Here is a 19,771-nt window from a genome sequence, read left to right as displayed (position 1 = left end):
GGCAAATCGCATGGGATGTGGGGCTGTCGGACTAGCGTACGCGTGTCGCGACCAGACATGACCGGCGCATGCATACGGTGGACCTGTGACAATTGCTCGACGGTCAACGTCGCATGACGCCAGATTATCGTAGCGATAGAAAAAAGGCTGACCCCCAGTGTCGGAAGTCAGCCTTGAGACAGAAGGGACAGTTTGCTGCCATCCCTCATCTCTTCATTGCGTCACAGTTTGACGTTAACACCGAACTGGAAGGAGCGATAGATGATGCCCTTCTGAGACCATGAAGAATTGTAAAGGTAGGAGCCGTAGGTGGCGTAATCATAGGGCGCACGGAAGCCAAGCAGATTATAGACGTTGGCATAGACTGACCAACGAGGGCTGATCTGATAATTCACGGTCAGATCGACATCCCAATAGTTCTTAACATGGCATTGGGTGGAAGGTATCTGAGCCGCGCCCGTCAGAAGGCCGCAACTGGTGGCACCTGCATCGGCCGCGATGGTTTTGTAGCCGCTGGTATAATAGACCGTCGGCGTTACTGCCAGCTTGCGCCACATGAACGTATTGGCCCAGTTGGCCTTCCAGCGCGGGGTGCCGGAAGCCGAGGTGGTATTGTACGGGCCGATGGTCCCAGCAAATTCCTGGACCTCGCCGCCCGGTATCCCAATCGAGAACCGACGAACATAGGTCATTTCACCTTTGCTGTACCAGTTCACCTCATGCAGCACGCCAGGCAAACGGTGCGAGGCGGTGAAGCCGAGCTGAACACCGTCGGTGCGCATCCACGGCGTGTTGATGAAGCCGTAATTGATCAAGCCTGGCCGTGGCATTGCCGATGGGTTCGCGGCGTCAACAGCGTCCGGCGTCACCGTTATGCCGGGCGGGAGCGGTTGACCCGACACGTAATCATTGCTGATCAGAGTCGCGTTCTGACCGTACGGATTGCCCGTAATATAGTTCGACTTCTTGATGTAATAATAATCGGCGCTCAGGGTAATCCACGGCAGCGGCTTGATGACCGCGCCACCACTGAAGTTGGTCGCGATTTCCGGCTTCAGATTCGGGTTGCCGACCGAGTTCAGGCCAACACTATAGGTCTTAGTGTACGCGTCGTTGTTATGTTCAGCCAACCAGGCCGGGTTGGTGATGTTATTATTAATGTAGCCGACAGTCTGGCCACCCGTTTCTGAGAAGCTGGGGACGCGGAAACCACGCGAGAACGTGCCGCGTAGGGCAAACTGATCGACCGGTTTGAACACCAGATTGGCTTGCGGGGTGTAATGGCCATAGCCCGTGCCGGTGCTGGTCGAGTAATTATCATAGCGACCAGCCAGATCGGCTTTCAGCATCTTGTGGAACGGCAGGCCGAGTTCCCAGAAGCCGGATTCAACCCAACGGCTGCCCTGGGCGCTGACAGGGTTGATGGAAAAGTACTGGGCGCCAGGGTCGGCCAGATTGACCGGGTTGCCATTGGGAGCGTAGAGGGATTCCCAGCGGATATTGCCACCGATCGCGACATTCACCATGCCGCCCGGAAGGCGAAACAGGCCTTTGCTCCCCGTCATTTCGTAGGAATATTCCTGGGTCCGATCATGCACGACGTTTTTTGGTGCGATCGAATTCAGGACAGCCTGGGAGTTCTTGGACGGATCGACGAAGTTGTACGTGCCATTGGCGACAGCGTTCTCGATGCCGTCGATCGTCGGGAAGCCGGTATAGGTCTGTGCCAGCATCGAATTCATGCCGACGAAGTTGAAATCGTAATTCCAGTCCGATCCCCAGTTCGATGCCGCAGTGCCGTTATAGCGCATCGAACCGCGGAAGTTCTGGCTGTAGGCAACGGTTGTCGGAACCAGGTCACCGAACATGTAATACATGCTGGCGGCCTGGCCCTGAGCGGCGAACGGATCGTTCGGATTGAGCTGCCCATTGGGAAGAAGTGCCGGGATCAGCAGGTTGTTGGTGTTGGCCAGTTTGGCCTGGGTCTGCGCTTGCAGAAGCGCAGGCACTCCCCCGAGCGAGCCCGGTGCGGTCGTCGTTGTCTGCGAGTAGGTGAACATCGCAGTAAACTGGGAGCGCGGCGTGACATTGGCGGTAAAGTGAGCCGTTGCGTTGATGCGCTGAATCGACGGGCTGGTCTGGGCATATGCTTTGGTCGTGTCGATGCTGCAACCGCTGAAAGCACTGCCGCTACCGATATAGTTGGTGGAAGCGCCAAGTGTCCCGCTGGAAGCCGAACCGTATTTGCCGCAACTTGCGGAGGGGTTCAGCAGTTGATAACTGCCGACAACCTGGCCGCTGCTATTGACGGGAGCGACGATTGCCTGCGGGCTGCCGTAGCTGGCATTGGGATTGGCGCCGTTATAAATCCAGTTGCTGCCGCCGATGCCGGTCAGATCGGACGTGTTGTACGGGTAACCGAGGTCGCGGTTATATACAGCGTCGTCCTGCTGATATTCCGCGTTGATGTAGAAATTATATCCGTCACGCGCCAGATCACCATGGCCGTAGGTCGCGTACAGGCGCTGATGGCCTGCGATGCCGCGTTGGCTCAGACCGCCTTCGGCATTCCCTTCGAAACCCTTGATTTCCTTGCGGGTAATGAAGTTGATCACGCCGCCGACAGCATCGGCACCATACGTTGCGGAGCCGCCGTCTTCCTTCACGTCGATCCGTTCCATGATCGACTGAGGCATCCAGTTGGTATCGACGAAGTCACGTTCGCCGTCATCGGCCAGCGGGTAGTAGGACAGGCGCTGGCCGTCCATCAGAACCAGGGTTGAGTCGGTCGTCAGGCCGTGCAGCGAAGGCGCGGACGCACCCGTTGCGAAAGCACCGTTGGCACCGAACGCGTTTGTCAGGTTCCCTGAGCCGTTCGAGGAAAGCTGTTGCAGCGCGTCGGTCACTGTCTTGATGCCGCGGCGCTGCATGTCGCGCGACGTCAGTTCCTCGATCGGAGCCGCGCTGGAGGCGTTGGGATCGTGGAACAGGGTGCCCGTTACAATGACGTTTTCCGGCTCTGCCTCGGGGATCGTCGCGGAAGCAGCGTTCGCGAGGACTGAGGCGTTGCGTGAGGACGACGGAGCCATGGGGACCGCCGCGACCGGAGCGACGGGTGCTGCGACCGATACCGGCTTTGCGACTTTGGCGGCTTTGGTCGTGCGGGTGTGGTGCTTGGGAAGTGTTTGTGTCGCCCGCTCCGCACTCTGCGCGAAAGCGGAAGAATACATCATTCCGCTCATGGCCGTGAAGGCAAAGAGAAGAACATTCTTTTGGCGCTGGGTTGTTCGTGCGGTCGTCGGCCTTATCTGGCGATCGCCCATGAATTTCTCCCGATATTGATGTGAGGATTGATAAGCAAGTGTCTTGGTCGGCATTCGGCGCCAAAGGTGATGCCATGAGTTCAGGGCAGAGACGGAGCCAGGAATCCGATCGATTCCGGCGTCATTCTCTGCTCGGCCGCGTTTCATCCCTTTCTGGATTGTCGATAAGGACGATGCGTTCGTGGAACTCCCTGAGCAAATGTCATGTGCCTGTTGCAGGCGCGTTATCAAAAACTACACATGATCGGGATGATCCTGTCGACCGTCTGCGCAACAGATGTGACAGATTTCTTGCATTATGTTGCTACTGTGCAACAGGAAGAGTCGGATCGCCCACTTCATGATGCCATGCGGGCAGTGCACCGGGAGATGGGGGCGGCGGCCGAGCCCTGGGAACCATGGGCCTCGACGGCTGGGGGTGAAGGGCGGTTCCGCACCGCGCCTTCGTTGGTAGGGCAGATCGGCGGATATCGTTCCGCGAGGGTGCCCGACCGGGTATAACGAGCCGATCGGGCGAAAAAATCAGGCCATGCCCGACGGATGCCTCCGTCGGGGCGAGGTCCGGTCAGAAAGCCGCTGTCAGGGAAACCTGGAAGTTGCGGCCGATGATGGCGTCCATATAGCGATCATATGAGCTGCCGCTGATCTGGTAAGGATATTGCGGCCTGCCGTCGAAGACGTTGTTCATCATGAAGTTCGCCGTCCAATGCTTGGCGAACGTGTATTCAATAGTTGTATTGAAGGTAAACCATTGGGCGACTTTGTTGTGCTGGTATGTCGTATCCGACACGTTCAGGGCATATTTGGACGGACCGTAATAAAGGATCTGCCACTGGAAGAAGAGCGGCCCACGAACATAGTTCAGGTCTGCCGTGAAGCGGTCGTTCGGCGTGCCGAGATCTCCCGATTCTTGATAGGTCGTACCCAGAAGGGTGCGTGTATTGTTGGCGTAGTGCGTGTAGTTGACCGAGCCTTGCAGCAGTCCGGCATCGTCCGGCAGGCCGAAGCGGCGCAGCGATACCGTATAGTGCAGGGCGGCCTGAAGCGCCTGCACATGCCGCGAGGCAATGTTATAGTAGCCTTCCTGAAATCCCGGCTGAATCTGATGATCGGTGCCGCGCGAGAAGGTGCTGCAATATTGATTGGGGTAGGTCGCGGAATCGTAGCATGCCTGCATCAACTGCCCGAGGGTGAGCGAGGTGATTTCGTTGCTCAGCTTGATGTCGTTGAAGTCGGCCGTCAGTTCCAGCCCACGCGCGAAGTGCGGTGTGAACATAAAGCCGCCGGTGAAGGAATCCGCGACCTCGTTCCTCAGGTGCGGATTGCCGCCGGACACGCCCTTCTGCGTGAAGTTGACAATGTTGGAATTGAAACCGGTAGCGGGCACGCCTGCTGCCTCGCAATTGGCCATGCGCGTCGCGGGATTCGGCCCGGTATTGATGAACTGGCTGGAGCAGGGATCGTCACCCAGATCGAACACCGTGCCTTGCGGCGCAAACAGTTCAGTCACGGCCGGCGCGCGGAGCGAGCGCGTATAATTGCCACGGAACGTGATGTCACGAACCGGCGAATAGGCGCCGCCGGCGGTCCACGTCCAGAAGCCGCCCGTTATGCTGTTATGGACGTAGCGCGCATCGGCTTCGATGGACGCGTTGAAGACGCCGGGAACCTGCATGCTCGGATTGACGAGCGGCACGGACAGGGTGCCGAAGGCTTCATGGGTTTCGTAGGAGCCCACCACCGGTGTCATCACCGCCGAAGCGCCCCACGGATCACGCGAGCCGTCTGGCTGGAGCTGGCCGAGGTTATAGGCGCCCGGATTGAAGTTGAAGCTTTCCCGACGGTGTTCATAACCGATCGCATAGCGGATGTCGCCCGCCGGCAGCTTGACCACGGTGCTCTTGACTTCGCCCAGTACGTCGAACTGCGAATTGATCTGCTTCGTGCGGGTACGGGCCATCACATAATTGGCCGCGTCCTGAGACGCCTGTCCCTGGCCGAAGACATTCAGCGGAGAACAGGTAGGGTTCACTGTCGCGATGCCGGCAGACGTATAGCCCGGTGCGCAGACGATCGAGCCGTCGGCGGCGGTGACCGCATTGATCGCGTTATAATAGTTCTGCGTCACGATCTGGGGCTGGTCGGTGGTGCTGATGTTCTTGCCGTATTCCGGCGTGACATCCCAGTCAAAATGCCGACCAGCGAAATTGAAGTCACCGGCCAGCGTGCCGACAAAGCGGAACATCTGGTTGTTGGTCGTGAAATATCCCGCGCCGATATCCTGGTTGGCGCGTGCCATATAGAAGCTGTCGGTGGGCAGACCCTGGGCAGCGAGTGCCGATTTGATGGTGTTCTGTTCGCCGGCCGTCAGGAACGGATTGTTGGTGCTCAGCACCAGATCACCGTTGGCGGTACCGTCGGTCGTGCTGCCCGTCATGGCATTGCCGAATAGGGCGGTATTATAATAGCCCTGCGCTGCCGTGTTGAAGCTGTCGCTCTGCTGATACCACTCTTCAAGAGACAGCTTGAGATGGTCCGTGATCTGATAGTGATTGAGGCCGGTCAGATTGAGACGATGCTGGCCTGTGATGAGGTTACTGTAATTGTTGATCGGAAAGCCGTTGCCGTTCACGCCGGTCAACTGGTCGCCGTTGGCCTGCTTGAACGTCAGTGGAACCAGGCTCCTGCCATCCTGGCTGAAAATCAGAGGCTGACCCGCCGCGTTTGTCAGACTGGCATAAGGCTGGCCGTTCAGCGTGGGATATGAATCGATGCCCAGGGGCATGCCTGTCGTCGTGAATTCGAGATAGCGGCGCGAGCCATCTCGCAAGACGTACTTGAAAGGAGAATTGTCCGCGGCGGACGCCTGTCCGTAGGACATGCGATCGTCGCCATTGCCGACCGAGTTTGCCCGCTGTGCGTTCGTCATGGGCAACGTGTCGGTATATTCCAGATTGAAGACGATGCCGCCGCGATCGTGATCGAAATGGTGGCCGGCCGTGAAGGCGATATGGGCCGAGCCGTAATCCTCGCGCTGGCTGAAGCCACCCTGCGCGTTGAGTTTGACGCCCTGGAAATCGTCATCGAGAATATAGTTGACGACACCTGCGATGGCGTCCGACCCATAAGCCGGGGCGCCGCCAACGGTCTTGCGTTCGACACGCTTGACCAGCGACACGGGCAGTGTCGACATATCGACCGGAGATCCGGCGACCGCGCCGAAGAGCGACGATGATGCGCCCGAAACAAAACGATGGCCGTTGACCAGTGTCAGCGTTCGCTGGGAACCCATCCCGAGCATGCTGGCAAAGAACTGTCCGGCCCCGAACGATCCCTGCTGGCCCGCCATGCTGTTGTCGGGCGAACTGAAGGCCGTGTCCTCACGCAGCAGGGCCGTGCCCAGGTTGGTATAGCCGCGGGCCGAGAGCTGCGCGGCATCGACGCTATAGCTGGGCGCGATGTCGTTGATCGCTTTATGCGCGAGACGCGAACCCGTGACCACGATCTGTTCCTGATCAACGCTCAGTCCGGACGTATCCGTGCTGGCCTGCGCCAGAGTCTGGGCCTTCACGGGCACGGGCACGGGCGCGGTGGCGGCAACGGGCGTGGTTGCGGTGGCCCGGACTGTCCGCACGCCGGTCGTAGTGACGGGAGCGCGATGCACTTTTGCCGTGTGTGCGACCTTGTGCTTCGTTTTACCGCTCTGCGTGGTGTCCGCGGCGTGAGCCTCTCTGATCGCGGGGAGTATCAGTGCGGCGGTTGCGACACCGGCCAGCAGAAGGCTGTTCTTGCGACGGAAGGCGCGTGCGGTCGTCTGCTTTATCTGGCGATCGCCCATGAATTTCTCCAGAAGGGTTAACGTGAAAATCGGTAAGCGAGTGTCTTGACAAGTATTCGGCGCCAAAAGCCATGCCACATCATCCGAACGGAGAATTTCCGGAAATCATGAGGACTCCGATATAATTCCAGTGATCGGCCACGTTTCATCCTGTTCCGGACTTCCGGAGATTGCGATGTCGCGTAGAACTCCCTTGACATGTGTAATTGCCTAGTTACGGCGCGTTAATAAAAGTTACACATGATCGTAACGGGCTTGTCGACCGCTTGCGGGGTGCTTGTTACAGATTCTTTGCGTTCTGTTGCCCATCTGCAACATGGGTGCCCATCAATATTCGCAAGGGTCGTGTTCAACGAAGAGGAAATATTAGAAATTCGTAAATTCAATTTTATTATTCGGTAAAATTCAGCAGACAACTTTTTTTGATGGGTTTGGCTGTTCTCTTTGACAGCCCTGAGCGCGGGATGCCGTGAATGTGATATTCTTGCCACGCTGTCTGTCGGAGCCGATCACTCGCCGCGCATGCGGCGCCTGTCATATCTCGGGCAGTGTCGCCGCCGTTCGGGCGCCTGGGGATTGGGCCAGGACGCCCGTGATCGAACTCAGGACGATGCACAGAATCCCGGCCCATTGCGCGAGGGCCAGATGCTCGCCCAGCAGCAGCATGCCGGTGATGGTGGCGAGTGCCGGGTCCAGGCTGGTCAGGAGGCCGAACTGGCGCGGATGGAGCCGCTTCATGGCCAGCATCTCCAGCGTGTAGGGCAGGGCGGAGGACAGGACGGCGACGCCGCAGGCCAGAAAGGCGGCGTGGGGATGGACGATGGCGACCGGCAGCGTCGCGAACATCAGCGGCGTGACCAGCGCCGCGCCCACGGCCTGGCCCAGCGCCGTCGCGCGCGCGGCGTCGATGCGCCGGCTGACCCGGCTGCCCGTCACGATATAGGCGGCCCAGGCCAGGGCGGCCATCAGTCCGTAGGCCACGCCCAGCAGGTCGAGCGGATGACCGGCCAGGGCCGCGCCCGGTTGCAGCAGCAGATACAACCCGCCGGCGATCAGCGGGCAGACCAGCAGTTCGCGCGCGCGGCGCGCTCCGGACAGGGAGAGGGTCAGCGGCCCCAGAAATTCGATGGCGACCGCCACGCCCAGGGGCATGCGCTCCAGGGAGAGATAGAACCCCATGTTCATGATGCCGATCGAGGCACCATACCAGAAAATCAGTTTCAGGGTCGCCCGGTCGGGTGCCGCGCGCCACGGGCGCACCAGGATGCCCAGCACGATGGCGGCGATCCATAGCCGCAGGCTGACCGTGCCCAGCGGCCCGAAGACGGGAAACAGCAGCTTGGCGAACGATCCGCCCACCTGGAACGAAAACATGCCCGTCACGACCAGCAGCATGCCGATGGCTGGATCATACAGCCGTTCGCCGCCAGCCATGGGCGGCCTGGGGGCACTCATCGCCGGTTTGGGGGCATGGCGGCGGGACTGGCGGCGCGTATCGGGACGGGCAAGGGGTCAGACGTCCAGTTCTTCGACCAGGCGGGCATGTTCCTGAATGAACTGGAAGCGCGACTCGGCTTTTCGGCCCATCAGTTGCTCGACCCGGTCGCTGGTCAGCGCGCGGTCTTCGGGCCGGGTGACGACTTGCAGCAGCGTGCGCTTCTTCGGGTCCATCGTCGTCTGTTTCAGGTCGCCCGGCGGCATTTCGCCAAGGCCCTTGAAGCGTGAGATCTCGACCTTGGCGTTCGGCTTGAAATCCGATTTCAGCTTCCGCTCGCGGTCGGCATCGTCCATCGCATAGACCGTCCTGCCGCCCTGGGTCAGGCGGTAGAGCGGCGGCTGTGCCAGATAGACATGCCCCCGGCGGATCAGTTCGGGCAGTTCGCGGTAGAAGAAGGTCATCAGCAGCGACGCGATGTGCGCGCCGTCCACGTCGGCGTCGGTCATGATGATGACGCGCCCGTAGCGCAGGCGCGTGGCGTCGAACCGGTCGCCGATGCCGCAGCCCAGGGCCTCGACCAGATCGCGGAGTTCCTGGTTGGCGCGCAGCTTTTCGGTCGAGGCGCTGGCGACGTTCAGGATCTTGCCGCGCAGGGGCAGCACCGCCTGGGTTTCGCGGTTGCGGGCCTGCTTGGCCGAGCCGCCGGCGGAATCGCCCTCGACCAGGAAGATTTCGGTCTCGGCCGCGTTTTCGCGCGTGCAGTCGGTCAGCTTGCCCGGCAGGCGCAGGCGTCTTGTGGCGCTCTTGCGCGGGGTGTCCTTGAGGTCCTTGCGGCGCAGCCGTTCTTCGGCGCGTTCGATGATGAAGGCCAGCAGGTTGTCCGCCTGCGCGGGGTGGCCGGCCAGCCACTGCTCGAACCGGTCGCGCAGCGCGGTTTCGACCAGGCGGCCGGCCTCGGGCGAGGTCAGTTTTTCCTTGGTCTGGCCCTGGAACTGCGGATCGCGGATGAAGACCGACAGCTTGGCGGCGATGATGCCCATGATGTCGTCGGCCGCGATCGCCGAGGCGCGGCGGTTCGACCGCTGCTCGCCCCACGCCCGGAAGCCCTTGAGCAGCGCGGTGCGGAACCCGGCCTCGTGCGTGCCGCCCTGCGGGGTGGGGATGGTGTTGCAATACGAGGCGAGCGTGGACGACCCCGATTCCAGGAACGCCACCGCCCATTCCATCCGGCCGGTCTCGGCGCCGTCCGGCCCCACCGGCAGGTCGGCGTCGCCGGACCACATCTCGGCCAGCAGCGCGGCCGAGCCCAGCTCGTCGCGCAGGCTGTCGGCCACGCCGCCGGGGAAATGCAGCACGGCTTCGGCGGGAATGGCGTCGTCACGGATCAGCGCCGGGTCGCAGGCCCAGCGGATGGTCACGCCGCGATACAGGTACGCCTTGGACCGGCACAGCTTGTACAGGCGCGCGGGCGAGAAATGGAGCCGCCCGAAGATCTGCGGGTCGGGGGTGAAGCGGATCTGGGTGCCGCGCCGGTTCTGGGTCGGCCCCACCTTTTCCAGCGTCGTGACCGGATGGCCGCGTTCGTAGGCCTGACGCCACAGGGTGCGGTCGCGTGCGACCTCGACCTCCATCCGCGCGGCCAGGGCATTGACCACCGACGACCCCACGCCGTGCAGGCCGCCCGAGGTCGCATAGGCCTTGCCGGAGAATTTCCCGCCCGCGTGCAGCGTGGTCAGGATGACTTCCAGGGCCGAGCGGTCCTTGAATTTTGGGTGGGGATCGACCGGGATGCCGCGCCCGTTGTCGCGGATGGTCAGCCAGTCGCCGGCTTCCAGCGAGACATCAATGGTGGTGGCGTGGCCGGCCACCGCCTCGTCCATCGCATTGTCCAGGATCTCGGCGGCGAGATGATGATACGCGCCCTCGTCCGTGCCGCCGATATACATGCCGGGCCGACGCCGGACGGGCTCCAGCCCTTCCAGCACCTCGATCGCGCTGGCGTCGTACGCCTCGGCCGCGTTGGCCGGAGCCGGCACGGCGGCCTCGGTCGGGCGGGGGCGAGGCTCCCGCTTCGGGCGCGGCGCGGAAAAGAGATCGTCGTTCATGGACTGTTCTTTGTTCCGCGGCCCTGTTCCCTGTCAAGCAGGCGCGTGCCCAGGGTCACGCGCCGTGCCCTGGACGTGCCGGGTGTCAGCTCCGGGTGGCGTGGGTGGTGTGGGTGGCGCGGGCGCGCGCGCGGCTGCGGATTTCGGTATGCAGCGCGCGCTCGGGCGCGGCGCATGTTTCGTATGACGCCGGCTGGATGATGTCCTTGGCCTGGGCATAGCGCGAAAGGTCCTGCGCGCTTTCCAGCACCGCGACCTCGTCGAACATCGCCGCGCGCTGGTTGCAGAAGGCGGTGCCGGCCTTCAGCCCGCGCTCGGACTGCACGTTGGCAAGCTGGGTGATGTAGTCGTCATGCTCGCGCTGGGCGCCGCGGCCGTAGGTGGTGCGGAAATAGGCGTTCAGCGCCCCTTCCTCGTCCAGCAGCTTGGGGCGGAAGCGCGTGACGAAGGCATTGTAGCGGTCCTGCATGTTGCACGACAGGGCCGTGACCATCAGCTCGCTTTTCAGGCCCTGCACGTCGAAGGCCTCATGCGCGGGCGAGGACGTGCAGGCGCCGGCGGCGAGCGCGGCCTGGCCGTTCACGAGCCCGGCAAGGGCCAGACCGGCGATTGCGGTACGCCAAATGGGAAACGTCATGATAGGGTTTCTCCCGACCGACCGGAAAGCTGCGCCGGGTCGTCGTCGATGACATGAACCGGCATGTGAACTGGGCTTGCTAGGCTTCTATAATGGCAGCATAACCCTGACCAGAGCGTTGGCAATCAAATTTTGGGGTCGCGACCGGTCGCCGTATCATGGCGCGTTCCGTGGCCCCGTGCCATCGGTGGATTGCCGATCCCTGGGGATCGGATAGGGTCTTTGTATGCATCCCGGTCGTGCTCTGGAGCGTTGCCGGGACGATTCGCGGCCGCGTCTGGGGCGTGCCGGTTTCTTGAGCGAGCGGAGTTGACGAGTGCGCGTGCGACTGTCTTCTGCAATTCTGGTGGCGGCGACAGCCGTGCTGGCCGGATGTCAAAACAAGCCTGCGCTCCAGGTGGCAGGTCCTCCCGATCCGTTCGGCTACATGAAGCGTTCGGCGGTCTGTCAGGTCAGCCCCGTCAAGGCGTCCGAACCGGCCAGGAAGGCGACGACGATGTCGGTGCGAAGCGATGACGGCAATTGCGTCGTGCTGCTTCAGGATGGGGAACATGCCTACACGTCGTTCGGCGTCGCGCCGGCTCCGGAGCACGGCAAGGTCTTCCTGTATAATCACAACGATCATACGGTTGTGATGTACACGCCCAACACAGCCTATGCCGGGCCGGACCATTTCGGCGTGACGCTGATCCGTGGCCCCGGCCAGCCGCGCGACACGCTGGATGTGGCGGCGACGGTCGATGCGACAGGTGTGGTGGTGCCGACCCCCATGATCACCGCGCCGACTCCGGCCGCTGCCGCTGCGAAGAGCACGACCAAGAGCACGGGCAAGACGACGACCAGGCGTCGCGCCAAGACCACGCATTAATGGGATGGGCGGGGGTCTGTGCCCCCGCCCGTTTCCGCGCGTAGCGCGGAAAATCAGATCGAGAAGGTGATCGGCTCGGCCAGCGGGCGGCGCATGCCACTGGATTCGGCCCGGTGGACCAGATCGTCGAGCGTCAGTTTGCGGCACTGGGCCGACACCGTGTCGTCCAGCTTCTGCCAGCACGGATCAATGACGCGGGTGAAAAGCTGGCCCATCGGCCCGTCATCGGACGACGAATCGTCGGCGGTCGCGACTTCGACGATGTCGGCTACGGTGATGTCGCGCCGCGGGCGCCCCAACCGATAGCCGCCGCGCGGCCCGCGCACGCTTTCCAGCAGGCTGGAGCGCGACAATGTCTGGAGCAGCGGTTCGATCCCCCGTCGGGCCAGGCCGGCGCGCTCGGCGATGTCGGCGGCGCTGACGGTGCCGGTGCGTCCGGCATGGAAGGCGACGTCGAGCATGATGAGCACCGCGATCATGGCCCTGTCACGCCGAAGCAGCATTCCCGATTTCCCCTGCAATTCATGGTGCGTCCGACGGCCGGATGCCCGTTGGGTGTGAAGCTAGCAGGATCGGCGCCGATGATCCACGCTTCTGTTTGGTGTGATGATGGATTATGTCAGCTATTACGATTAAATCTGCGTCAATGCGTTGAGGGGAAGGAACGACCCATGGATCATTCAGGGACGGCGGACGGCCATCTGGGCCTGGCCGGGCCGCGGGGCCGCGTGTACGACTCGATCGTGGATACGGTCGGCGGCACGCCGCTGGTCGCCTTGCCGCGCCTGATGCGGGAGGACGAGGTGGCCTGCCGGATCCTGATGAAGCTGGAATTTTTCAACCCGCTGGGGTCGGTCAAGGACCGGATCGGGGCGGCGATGGTGCTGGCCGCCGAGCAGCGGGGCGACATCACGCCGGGCCGCACCGTCCTGGTCGAGCCGACATCGGGCAATACCGGTATTTCACTGGCGTTCGTCGCGGTTGCGCGGGGGTACCGGCTGATCGTGACCATGCCCGAGGGAGCCTCGATGGAGCGGCGCAAGATGCTGCGTCTGCTGGACGCGGAATTGCAATTGACCCCTTCGCGGCTTGGAATGGCCGGTGCCATCGCCCGGGCCGAGGACATCGTGAAGAAAACGCCGCATGCCTGGATGCCGCGCCAGTTCGAAAACGCGGACAATCCGACGATCCACGCCCTGACCACCGCCGAGGAAATCTGGACCGACACCGCCGGCGCGGTCGATATCGTGGTGGCCGGCGTGGGGACCGGGGGCACCGCCAGCGGCATCGCCCATGCCCTGAAGCCCCGCAAGCCTGGGCTCGCGGTCTATGGCGTGGAACCGGTGGAGAGCGCGATCCTGAACGGGGACGAGGCGGGGCCGCACGGTATCCAGGGGATCGGCCCCGGCTTCTGCCCCCGCACACTGGATCTGCCGGCGCTGGACGGCGTGCTGACGGTGTCGGAGCGCGAGGCGATCGCGGCCGCGCGGCGCTGTGCGCGGCTGGATGGCGTGCCGGTGGGGATTTCGTCGGGCGCCGCGCTGCATGCGGCGTTGAAGCTGGCGGAACTGCCCGAACATGCGGGCAAGACGATCGTGGTCATCGCCCCCTCCTTTGCCGAACGCTATCTTTCCACATCCCTCTTCACCGGCCTAGCCTGACGTTCAGGCCCGTAAACGCGCGCTGGTGGCGATCCGGCGCGCGTTTCCTGCGCTCCGGTGCTCACGGCCATTGAGGCCGCTCCGCTCCGGTGCTCGGAAACACACGACGGGCGCGGCCCTGCGGGCCGCTCTCGCTCACCAGCCCACGTTTCCGGGCCTGAACCTCGCGACTCAAAACGAATAGGGGTCAAGGGGCCGGCTGGCGCCTTGCGGGTTCGGGCGGAGGTGGCAAAGGTTCCATCGGCCGGAACGGCCGATGGAAAGCCATCGGAGGGGGAGCCCGACCTGGACTTTATTTCAGGATGATCTCGACGCGCCGGTTCTGCGGTTCGCGGGTGTTCGCGCCGGTGGGGACCAGCGGGTGGTCTTCGCCGAAGCCATGGATGTCTATGGCGGTGCCGGGCACGCCGTCGCGGATCAGCTCGGCCTGCACGGCCTGGGCGCGGCGCAGGGACAGCGCCATGTTGTAGTGCGCGCCGCGCGGGCCGGGGTGGGCGGCGGAATTGTCGGTGTAGCCGTTGACCTCGATCCGCGTGGTCTGGGTGTGGGTCGAGGCCTGGGCGGCGGTGGACACGATGGCCCGCGCGCGGTCGGAGAGGCCGGATTTGTCCCAGTCGAAGAACACCAGATAGGTGCGGGTCTGCGCGGGGGCGGGGGCCGCCGGCTCCACGGCGGGGGGAGGCGGGGGCGGCGCCGGATTGAACTCGTAGCGCAGGCCGAGCATCAGCGAATGGTTGAAGTCGGTCATGGTGTCGCGATTGCCCGTCGCGGTGCCGTAGGGGCGGCTGGCGTTGTAGCCGCCGATCGTGCCCACCGATGTCGCGCCGTGGGATTGCGGGCCGAGCATCGTCCAGAACCGGTATTCCGCCGTGGCCGACAGGCCGACGACCCATGGCACGGGGAAGGCGAGGCCGAAGATGCCCTGATAGGCGAAATTGCCGAACGTGCCGCCGATCTGCTGGTTGAAGCTGTTGCCCGGCCCCATGACGGAGGCGTTCATCGACTGCCAGGCGTAGCCGATGCCCGCGCCGAAATAGGGGTAGAGCCAGCTTTTGCCGATATCCATGTCGAACAGCGCGTTGGCCATGACGCCGTAGGTCTGCTGCCGTCCGCCGACATGGCTGGAGGGCAGTGCGCCGGAGTTGAAGGCCCTCAACCCGTTATTGCGGTAATTGCCCTCGACCTCCACGCGGAAGCCGTTGCCCAGGCCCCAGCCGATGCTGCCGATTCCGACCGCGCCGGTATGGTATTTGTCGCGCCCGTCGGGGAAATTGGGCGACGAGCGCACCCGCTGGTCCTGGTTGAAGGTGGCGCCGCCCTCGCCGGCCACATACAGACCCTGGACGGGTTGGGCGAAGGCCGGGGCAACGGAGAGGGTGGAACCGAAAGCGAACGCCGCCAGAATCGTTCCTCCGAGCAATCCGTGCCGCACTGTCATGGTCTGATTTCTCCCTTAGCCGGGTATGCTGACTGTGCGGCCCGGTCGAATGAACGCGCGTCGCCCTTTATATTTCTGTCTTCTTTGCCGAAAGACGCGCCGATGGCAATCCATTGGGTGGCATGCGCGGCGACCTGAGCGGCGCCGGACAGTCGTAGAGGGGACGGGTGTGGAGCGCACGACACACCCCCAGGGTTCCGCCAGGAGCGGTCAGAGCAGGGTTGCCTCGAAAGGCGGGGTGAGGTCGGGGGCGTCGAATTCCAGCACCCACAGGTCGGGGTCGCGCCCCACCTGGCGGGCGACGTAGGCATCGGCGGCAGCCTGGTCGACCGGGTCCGGCCCGGTGCCGCGAATCCACGCGGGACTGCCGTCCGGCGCCCTGGTCTGGGCCAGTACCGACAGGCGGCCGTCGCGCCCCAGCAGGACGGCCAGGATGCCGCCGGCGTCGGCGTCGCCACGCCGCAGGACCATCGCCGGATGGCCGCTCTGGTTGGCATGGCGGATCACGGCGGAGGCCCACAGGCCGGCGCGCAGCCGGGCTTCCGTCATGGTCGGAAGGCCCGACTGCCGGAGACCGGGCATTTTTTTTCATTCGGCCTGGGGAGCATAGGCGCCTTCTTCCGGAATGGCGGACAGGGCCGTGCGATATTCCGCCGGATTGTCGATCAGCGACCGGGCGGCATCGAGGTCGGAGTCGGTGCCGATCGCGGCGGGGCAAGCCTTGCGCAGGTCGAGGATGCGCGACACCGCGACGGGGAAGCGGACGGCGCGGGTGGCCTGCACGGTCTCGCGCATGTCCAGCTGGCCGGCTGCCAGGTCCTGGAGCTGCCGTTCCAGGTCGGCCTCGCCCCGGCTGGTGCAGACCTGCGGCATCACGCCCAGCCCTTGCAGCGGCCAGCCCAGCGGCGCCAGGACGCGGCTCCAGGTCACGAACAGTTCGCCGCCGTCGGGCATCTGGCCGATCGTCTGCACCAGACCCTTGCCCAGCGTGGCGCTGCCGACCACCACGGCGCGCCGGTGGTCCGCCAGGGCGGCGGCCAGGATTTCGGCCGCGCTGGCGGTGCGGCCGTCCACCAGCACGACGATCGGCACGCCGCCGATCATGTCGCCGCCCTGCACGGCCCAGACATGGTTGGCCTGCGCGTCGCGCCCGTGCGTGATCGCCGCCACGCCGCGATCCAGCACCAGGGCGCTGGCGGTGACCGCCTGTTGCAGCACGCCGCCCCGGTTGCCGCGCAGGTCCATCACCAGCCCGCGCAGGTGCGGATCGTCGCTCGCCTGGTCCAGATACTGGCTCATTTCCTGCGCGGTATCGGCGGAAAAGGCGGTGATGCGGATGACCACCACATGCCCGTCGGCATAGGCGAAGACCGTCTCGGGCGGCACCGAGGCCCGGTGCAGCGTGATCGTGCGGCGCGCGCGCTCGTCGCCCACCAGCAGCGTCACCTTGCTGCCGGGTTCGCCCAGCAGCCATTGGGTGACGGTCTGGGGCGTCTGGTCGCGGGTGGACCGGCCATTGACCGCATAGAGGCGCTGCCCGACGGCGAGGCCCGCCGGCCAGGCCGGCCCGTTGGCGTTGACCGCCGTGATCAGGATCGAGCGCGCGTCATGGCCCAGCGTCAGGCCCGTGCCGGCTTCGCCGCCGGTGCGGGTATCGCGGTCGGTCGTCGCCGGCGCGGGCGCGACGTAGCGCGAATACGGGTCCATATGGTTGAACAGTTCGTCGAAGAACCCTTGCAGCAACCCGCCGCCGCCGGCGTCGCGCACGGCGGAGGACCGGCCCCAGGCCGCCTGCATCAGCCGTACCGTCACGTCGGTCCAGCCGGCCTGGTCGGTCGCGGCGGGGTCGGGCACGCGCAGCAGCACGTCCTGGCCGAAGGCGAGCTGCACGGTGCCGTCGCGGTCGGTCACGGTCAGGGAGGGGTCGATCGCGCTCAGTCCGTTCAGCCCCCACAGGCAGAAATCGCGCGAGGTATGGCTCTCCAGCGTGCGGGGCAGCAGGAAGGTCAGCGCCGCGTTGAGCACGGCCTGCGTCATGCTGGTGTCCAGCGCCGGACTGGCCGGATCGGCGGCCGCGAGCCTGGGCGTCATCAGATAGATGACGACCAGCATGATCGCGGCCGAGCGGGTCGGCAACCGCAGGCGGCGGCCGATCCATCGCGACGGGGCGGCGCGGAGGCGCATCAGCGCGGGCGCTGGCCGCGGGCACGGCGCGCGGGCGCCGGCGGTGGGTCCGTCAGGGTAAAGAGCAGGCCGCCCGTCACCGGTGTGGCCTCGGCCAGCCGCACCGTGACCGGCTGGCCCAGCCGCAGGACCAGTCCGCTGTCGCGGCCGCGCAGGGTGTGGGACTTGTCGTCATGGGTCCAGACATCGTCGGGCAGGGTCGATACCGGCACCAGACCGCTGGCCCCCGTCTGCGTCAATGTCACGAACACGCCGAACCGGGTCACGCCCGACACATGGCCGGTCAATTCCGCCCCCACCTGGTCGGCCAGCCATGCGGCGACGTAGCGTTCGGTGGTTTCGCGCTCGGCCTGGATGGCGCGGCGTTCGGCGGTGCTGACCTGCGTGCCGATCTCGTCCAGCTTCGCCGCGTCGGCGGCGGGCATCGCATCGGGCGGGTGGGTGCCCAGGCCGATCAGCGCCCGATGCACCATCAGGTCGGCATAGCGGCGGATCGGGCTGGTGAAATGGGCGTAGGAGGACAGCGCCAGCCCGAAATGGCCGATATTCTCCGGGCTGTATTCGGCCTGGCTCTGCGCCCGCAGGATGGTTTCGCTGACCAGCGTGGGGGCGTCGCCCTCGGCGGCGCGGGCCAGCACACCGGCCAGATCGCGTGCGTGCAGCGTGCCGACCGGCGGTACGGCGAAGCCCATGGCGGAAAGGGTGTCGCGCATCGACTCGGCCCGCTCCGGCGAGGGCGGGGCGTGGATGCGGTACAGGCACGGCCGGCGGCGGCGTTCCAGTTCCTCGGCGGCGGCGACGTTGGCCAGCACCATGAAATCCTCGATCAGGCGATGGCTGTCGTGGCGGATGCGGGGCTCGATGGCGGTGATCCGCCCTGTCGCGTCGAGTCGCACCACCCGTTCCGGCACGTCGAGTTCCAGCGTGCCACGTTGCGCCCGCGCCGTCGACAGGGCACGCCACGCCGCGAACAGCGTTTCCATCATGCCCTCGGGCAGGGGGCTGTCCTGCGCGCCGTCGGCCATCGCCTGCACGTCGTCATAGGTCAGGCGGGCGGCGCTGCGCATCAGGCCCCGGCCGAAGCGGTGGCGCAGTTTCCGGCCCGCCGCGTCGATATGGATTTCGACGAACAGGCAGCCGCGATCCTCGCCGGGGCGGAGCGAGCACCAGCCGTTCGACAGCGCCTCGGGCAGCATCGGCACCACGCGGTCGGGGAAATAGACCGAATTGCCGCGCCGCCTTGCCTCGCTGTCCAGTGCCGAGCCGGGGCGCACGTAATGCGCCACGTCGGCGATGGCCACGATCAGGCGGAAGCCGGTGCCCTCCGGCCCGGACCAGGGCTCGGCATACACCGCGTCGTCGAAATCGCGGGCGTCGGCGCCGTCGATCGTGATCAGCGGCACCTCGCGCAGGTCCTCGCGCCCTTCCGCCGGGACGCCGCGCGCGCGGTCGGCCTCGGCCAGCGCGTCGGCGGAGAACTGGTGGGGGATGCCGTGGGTGTGGATCGCCAGCAGGCTGACCGAGCGGGCGTCGCCGATCGGACCCAGCCGTTCGACGATGCGCGCCGGCTTCAGCCCATGCCCGGCCATCGGCAGCGGCTCGGCCACCACGATTTCGTCAGTCCCCGCACCCATCGTCTCGCCCGCCGGGACGATCCATTCCGCCTTGGACCGCCGGTCGGCGGGCACGATGCGTCCGGCCTCCTGCACGCGGCGCGGCGAGGCGGCCGGGTCGGCCGGTGTGGCGCGGAACAGGCCGACGATCCGGCCCGGTGCATCGGTCAGCCGGCGCAGGGTGCGGCCCTCGTAGCGGCCGGGGCCGATGCGCTTGAGGCGCGCCACCACGCGCTCGCCCGGTGCGAGCGCCGGGCGGCCCTTCTGCTCGGGGTGCATGAAGATGACGGGCGCCGGCCCGTCGCCCTCCCACATCACGGGGCGGGCGATCGGGTCGCCGTCCGGGTCGGTGCCGGTGACCTGCACCACCGTGGCCTCGGGCATGGCGGCGGACGCGCGGAAACGGCGCGCGCCGGCCGGGACCAGCGCGCCGTCCAGCGCCAGTTCGCGCAGCATGTCGCGCAGCGCCGCCTTGTGTTCCGGACCCAGGCCGAAGGCACGGGCGATCTCGCGCTTGCCGACGCGGCCGCTGGCCTCGGTCACGAACCGGCGCAGGGTTTCGCGATCCGGAAGCCCTCCGTCCCGCGAGGGGGCGGAGGGATCGGGCAGCGTATCGGGCGGCGTGTCGGACGGCGACTGGGGGTCGGAAGGCTTCCTCCCCGCCAT

12 protein-coding genes are annotated in these 19,771 nt (G+C 65.1%); 2 read left to right on the top strand and 10 right to left on the bottom strand.

From position 1 onward, the window contains the following. Positions 1 to 221: 221 nt before the first annotated feature. The 5 genes from HLH25_RS18175 to HLH25_RS18155 all read right to left on the bottom strand — a co-directional run bounded on the left by HLH25_RS18175 (position 222) and on the right by HLH25_RS18155 (position 11,341). Complete coding sequence (locus HLH25_RS18175) at positions 222 to 3,323, bottom strand: TonB-dependent receptor plug domain-containing protein (RefSeq protein ID WP_375289004.1); 3,102 nt, start codon at positions 3,321 to 3,323, stop codon at positions 222 to 224. A gap of 565 nt (positions 3,324 to 3,888) precedes the next feature. After that, positions 3,889 to 7,161 carry a TonB-dependent receptor domain-containing protein gene (locus tag HLH25_RS18170; RefSeq protein WP_182975420.1) on the bottom strand — a complete coding sequence of 1,091 codons (3,273 nt, stop codon included), beginning with the start codon at positions 7,159 to 7,161 and terminating at the stop codon, positions 3,889 to 3,891. 534 nt (positions 7,162 to 7,695) lie between these two features. Beyond that, entirely contained in the window at positions 7,696 to 8,616 is a 921-nt protein-coding gene (locus HLH25_RS18165; RefSeq protein WP_182975419.1) for an EamA family transporter, read from the bottom strand. Positions 8,617 to 8,673: 57 nt separating this feature from the next. Then, positions 8,674 to 10,704, bottom strand: a complete 2,031-nt coding sequence (gene parE / locus HLH25_RS18160) for a DNA topoisomerase IV subunit B (protein ID WP_182975418.1) — start codon at positions 10,702 to 10,704, stop codon at positions 8,674 to 8,676. 85 nt (positions 10,705 to 10,789) lie between these two features. Beyond that, complete coding sequence (locus tag HLH25_RS18155) at positions 10,790 to 11,341, bottom strand: hypothetical protein (RefSeq protein WP_182975417.1); 552 nt, start codon at positions 11,339 to 11,341, stop codon at positions 10,790 to 10,792. A 316-nt stretch (positions 11,342 to 11,657) separates the two neighbouring features. Here HLH25_RS18155 and HLH25_RS18150 point away from each other — a divergent pair, with 316 nt between their 5' ends. After that, positions 11,658 to 12,209, top strand: coding sequence for a hypothetical protein (locus tag HLH25_RS18150; RefSeq protein ID WP_182975416.1), 552 nt, complete (start codon positions 11,658 to 11,660; stop codon positions 12,207 to 12,209). Positions 12,210 to 12,262: 53 nt separating this feature from the next. On the opposite strand, the gene HLH25_RS18145 is transcribed toward HLH25_RS18150, so the two are convergent. Next, the gene (locus HLH25_RS18145) at positions 12,263 to 12,712 is read right to left on the bottom strand and encodes an RrF2 family transcriptional regulator (RefSeq protein ID WP_182950942.1); all 450 of its coding nucleotides are present in this window, start codon (positions 12,710 to 12,712) and stop codon (positions 12,263 to 12,265) included. 168 nt (positions 12,713 to 12,880) lie between these two features. Between HLH25_RS18145 and cysK the strand changes: the two genes are divergently transcribed. Further along, positions 12,881 to 13,870: a cysteine synthase A gene (gene cysK / locus HLH25_RS18140; protein ID WP_182975415.1), complete on the top strand. Its 990-nt coding sequence runs from the start codon at positions 12,881 to 12,883 to the stop codon at positions 13,868 to 13,870. 292 nt (positions 13,871 to 14,162) lie between these two features. Here the strand turns inward: cysK and HLH25_RS18135 are convergent, their stop codons facing one another. The 4 genes from HLH25_RS18135 to rnr all read right to left on the bottom strand — a co-directional run bounded on the left by HLH25_RS18135 (position 14,163) and on the right by rnr (position 19,771). Then, a complete protein-coding gene (locus HLH25_RS18135; protein ID WP_182975414.1) occupies positions 14,163 to 15,308 on the bottom strand; it encodes an OmpA family protein in 1,146 nt (381 codons plus the stop codon). A 210-nt stretch (positions 15,309 to 15,518) separates the two neighbouring features. Then, entirely contained in the window at positions 15,519 to 15,857 is a 339-nt protein-coding gene (locus tag HLH25_RS18130) for a DUF1491 family protein (protein WP_182975436.1), read from the bottom strand. Between the two features lie 39 nt (positions 15,858 to 15,896). Beyond that, positions 15,897 to 17,492, bottom strand: a complete 1,596-nt coding sequence (locus tag HLH25_RS18125) for a S41 family peptidase (RefSeq protein ID WP_182975413.1) — start codon at positions 17,490 to 17,492, stop codon at positions 15,897 to 15,899. Then, positions 17,492 to 19,771, bottom strand: a complete 2,280-nt coding sequence (gene rnr, locus HLH25_RS18120; protein WP_182975412.1) for a ribonuclease R — start codon at positions 19,769 to 19,771, stop codon at positions 17,492 to 17,494. Before rnr ends, HLH25_RS18125 begins: the two co-directional genes overlap by 1 nt.

It is taken from the genome of Gluconacetobacter dulcium (assembly GCF_014174165.1).
In the GTDB taxonomy this organism is placed as follows: Bacteria; Pseudomonadota; Alphaproteobacteria; order Acetobacterales; family Acetobacteraceae; genus Gluconacetobacter; species Gluconacetobacter dulcium.
This window is presented reverse-complemented; position numbering and strand designations above follow the sequence as displayed.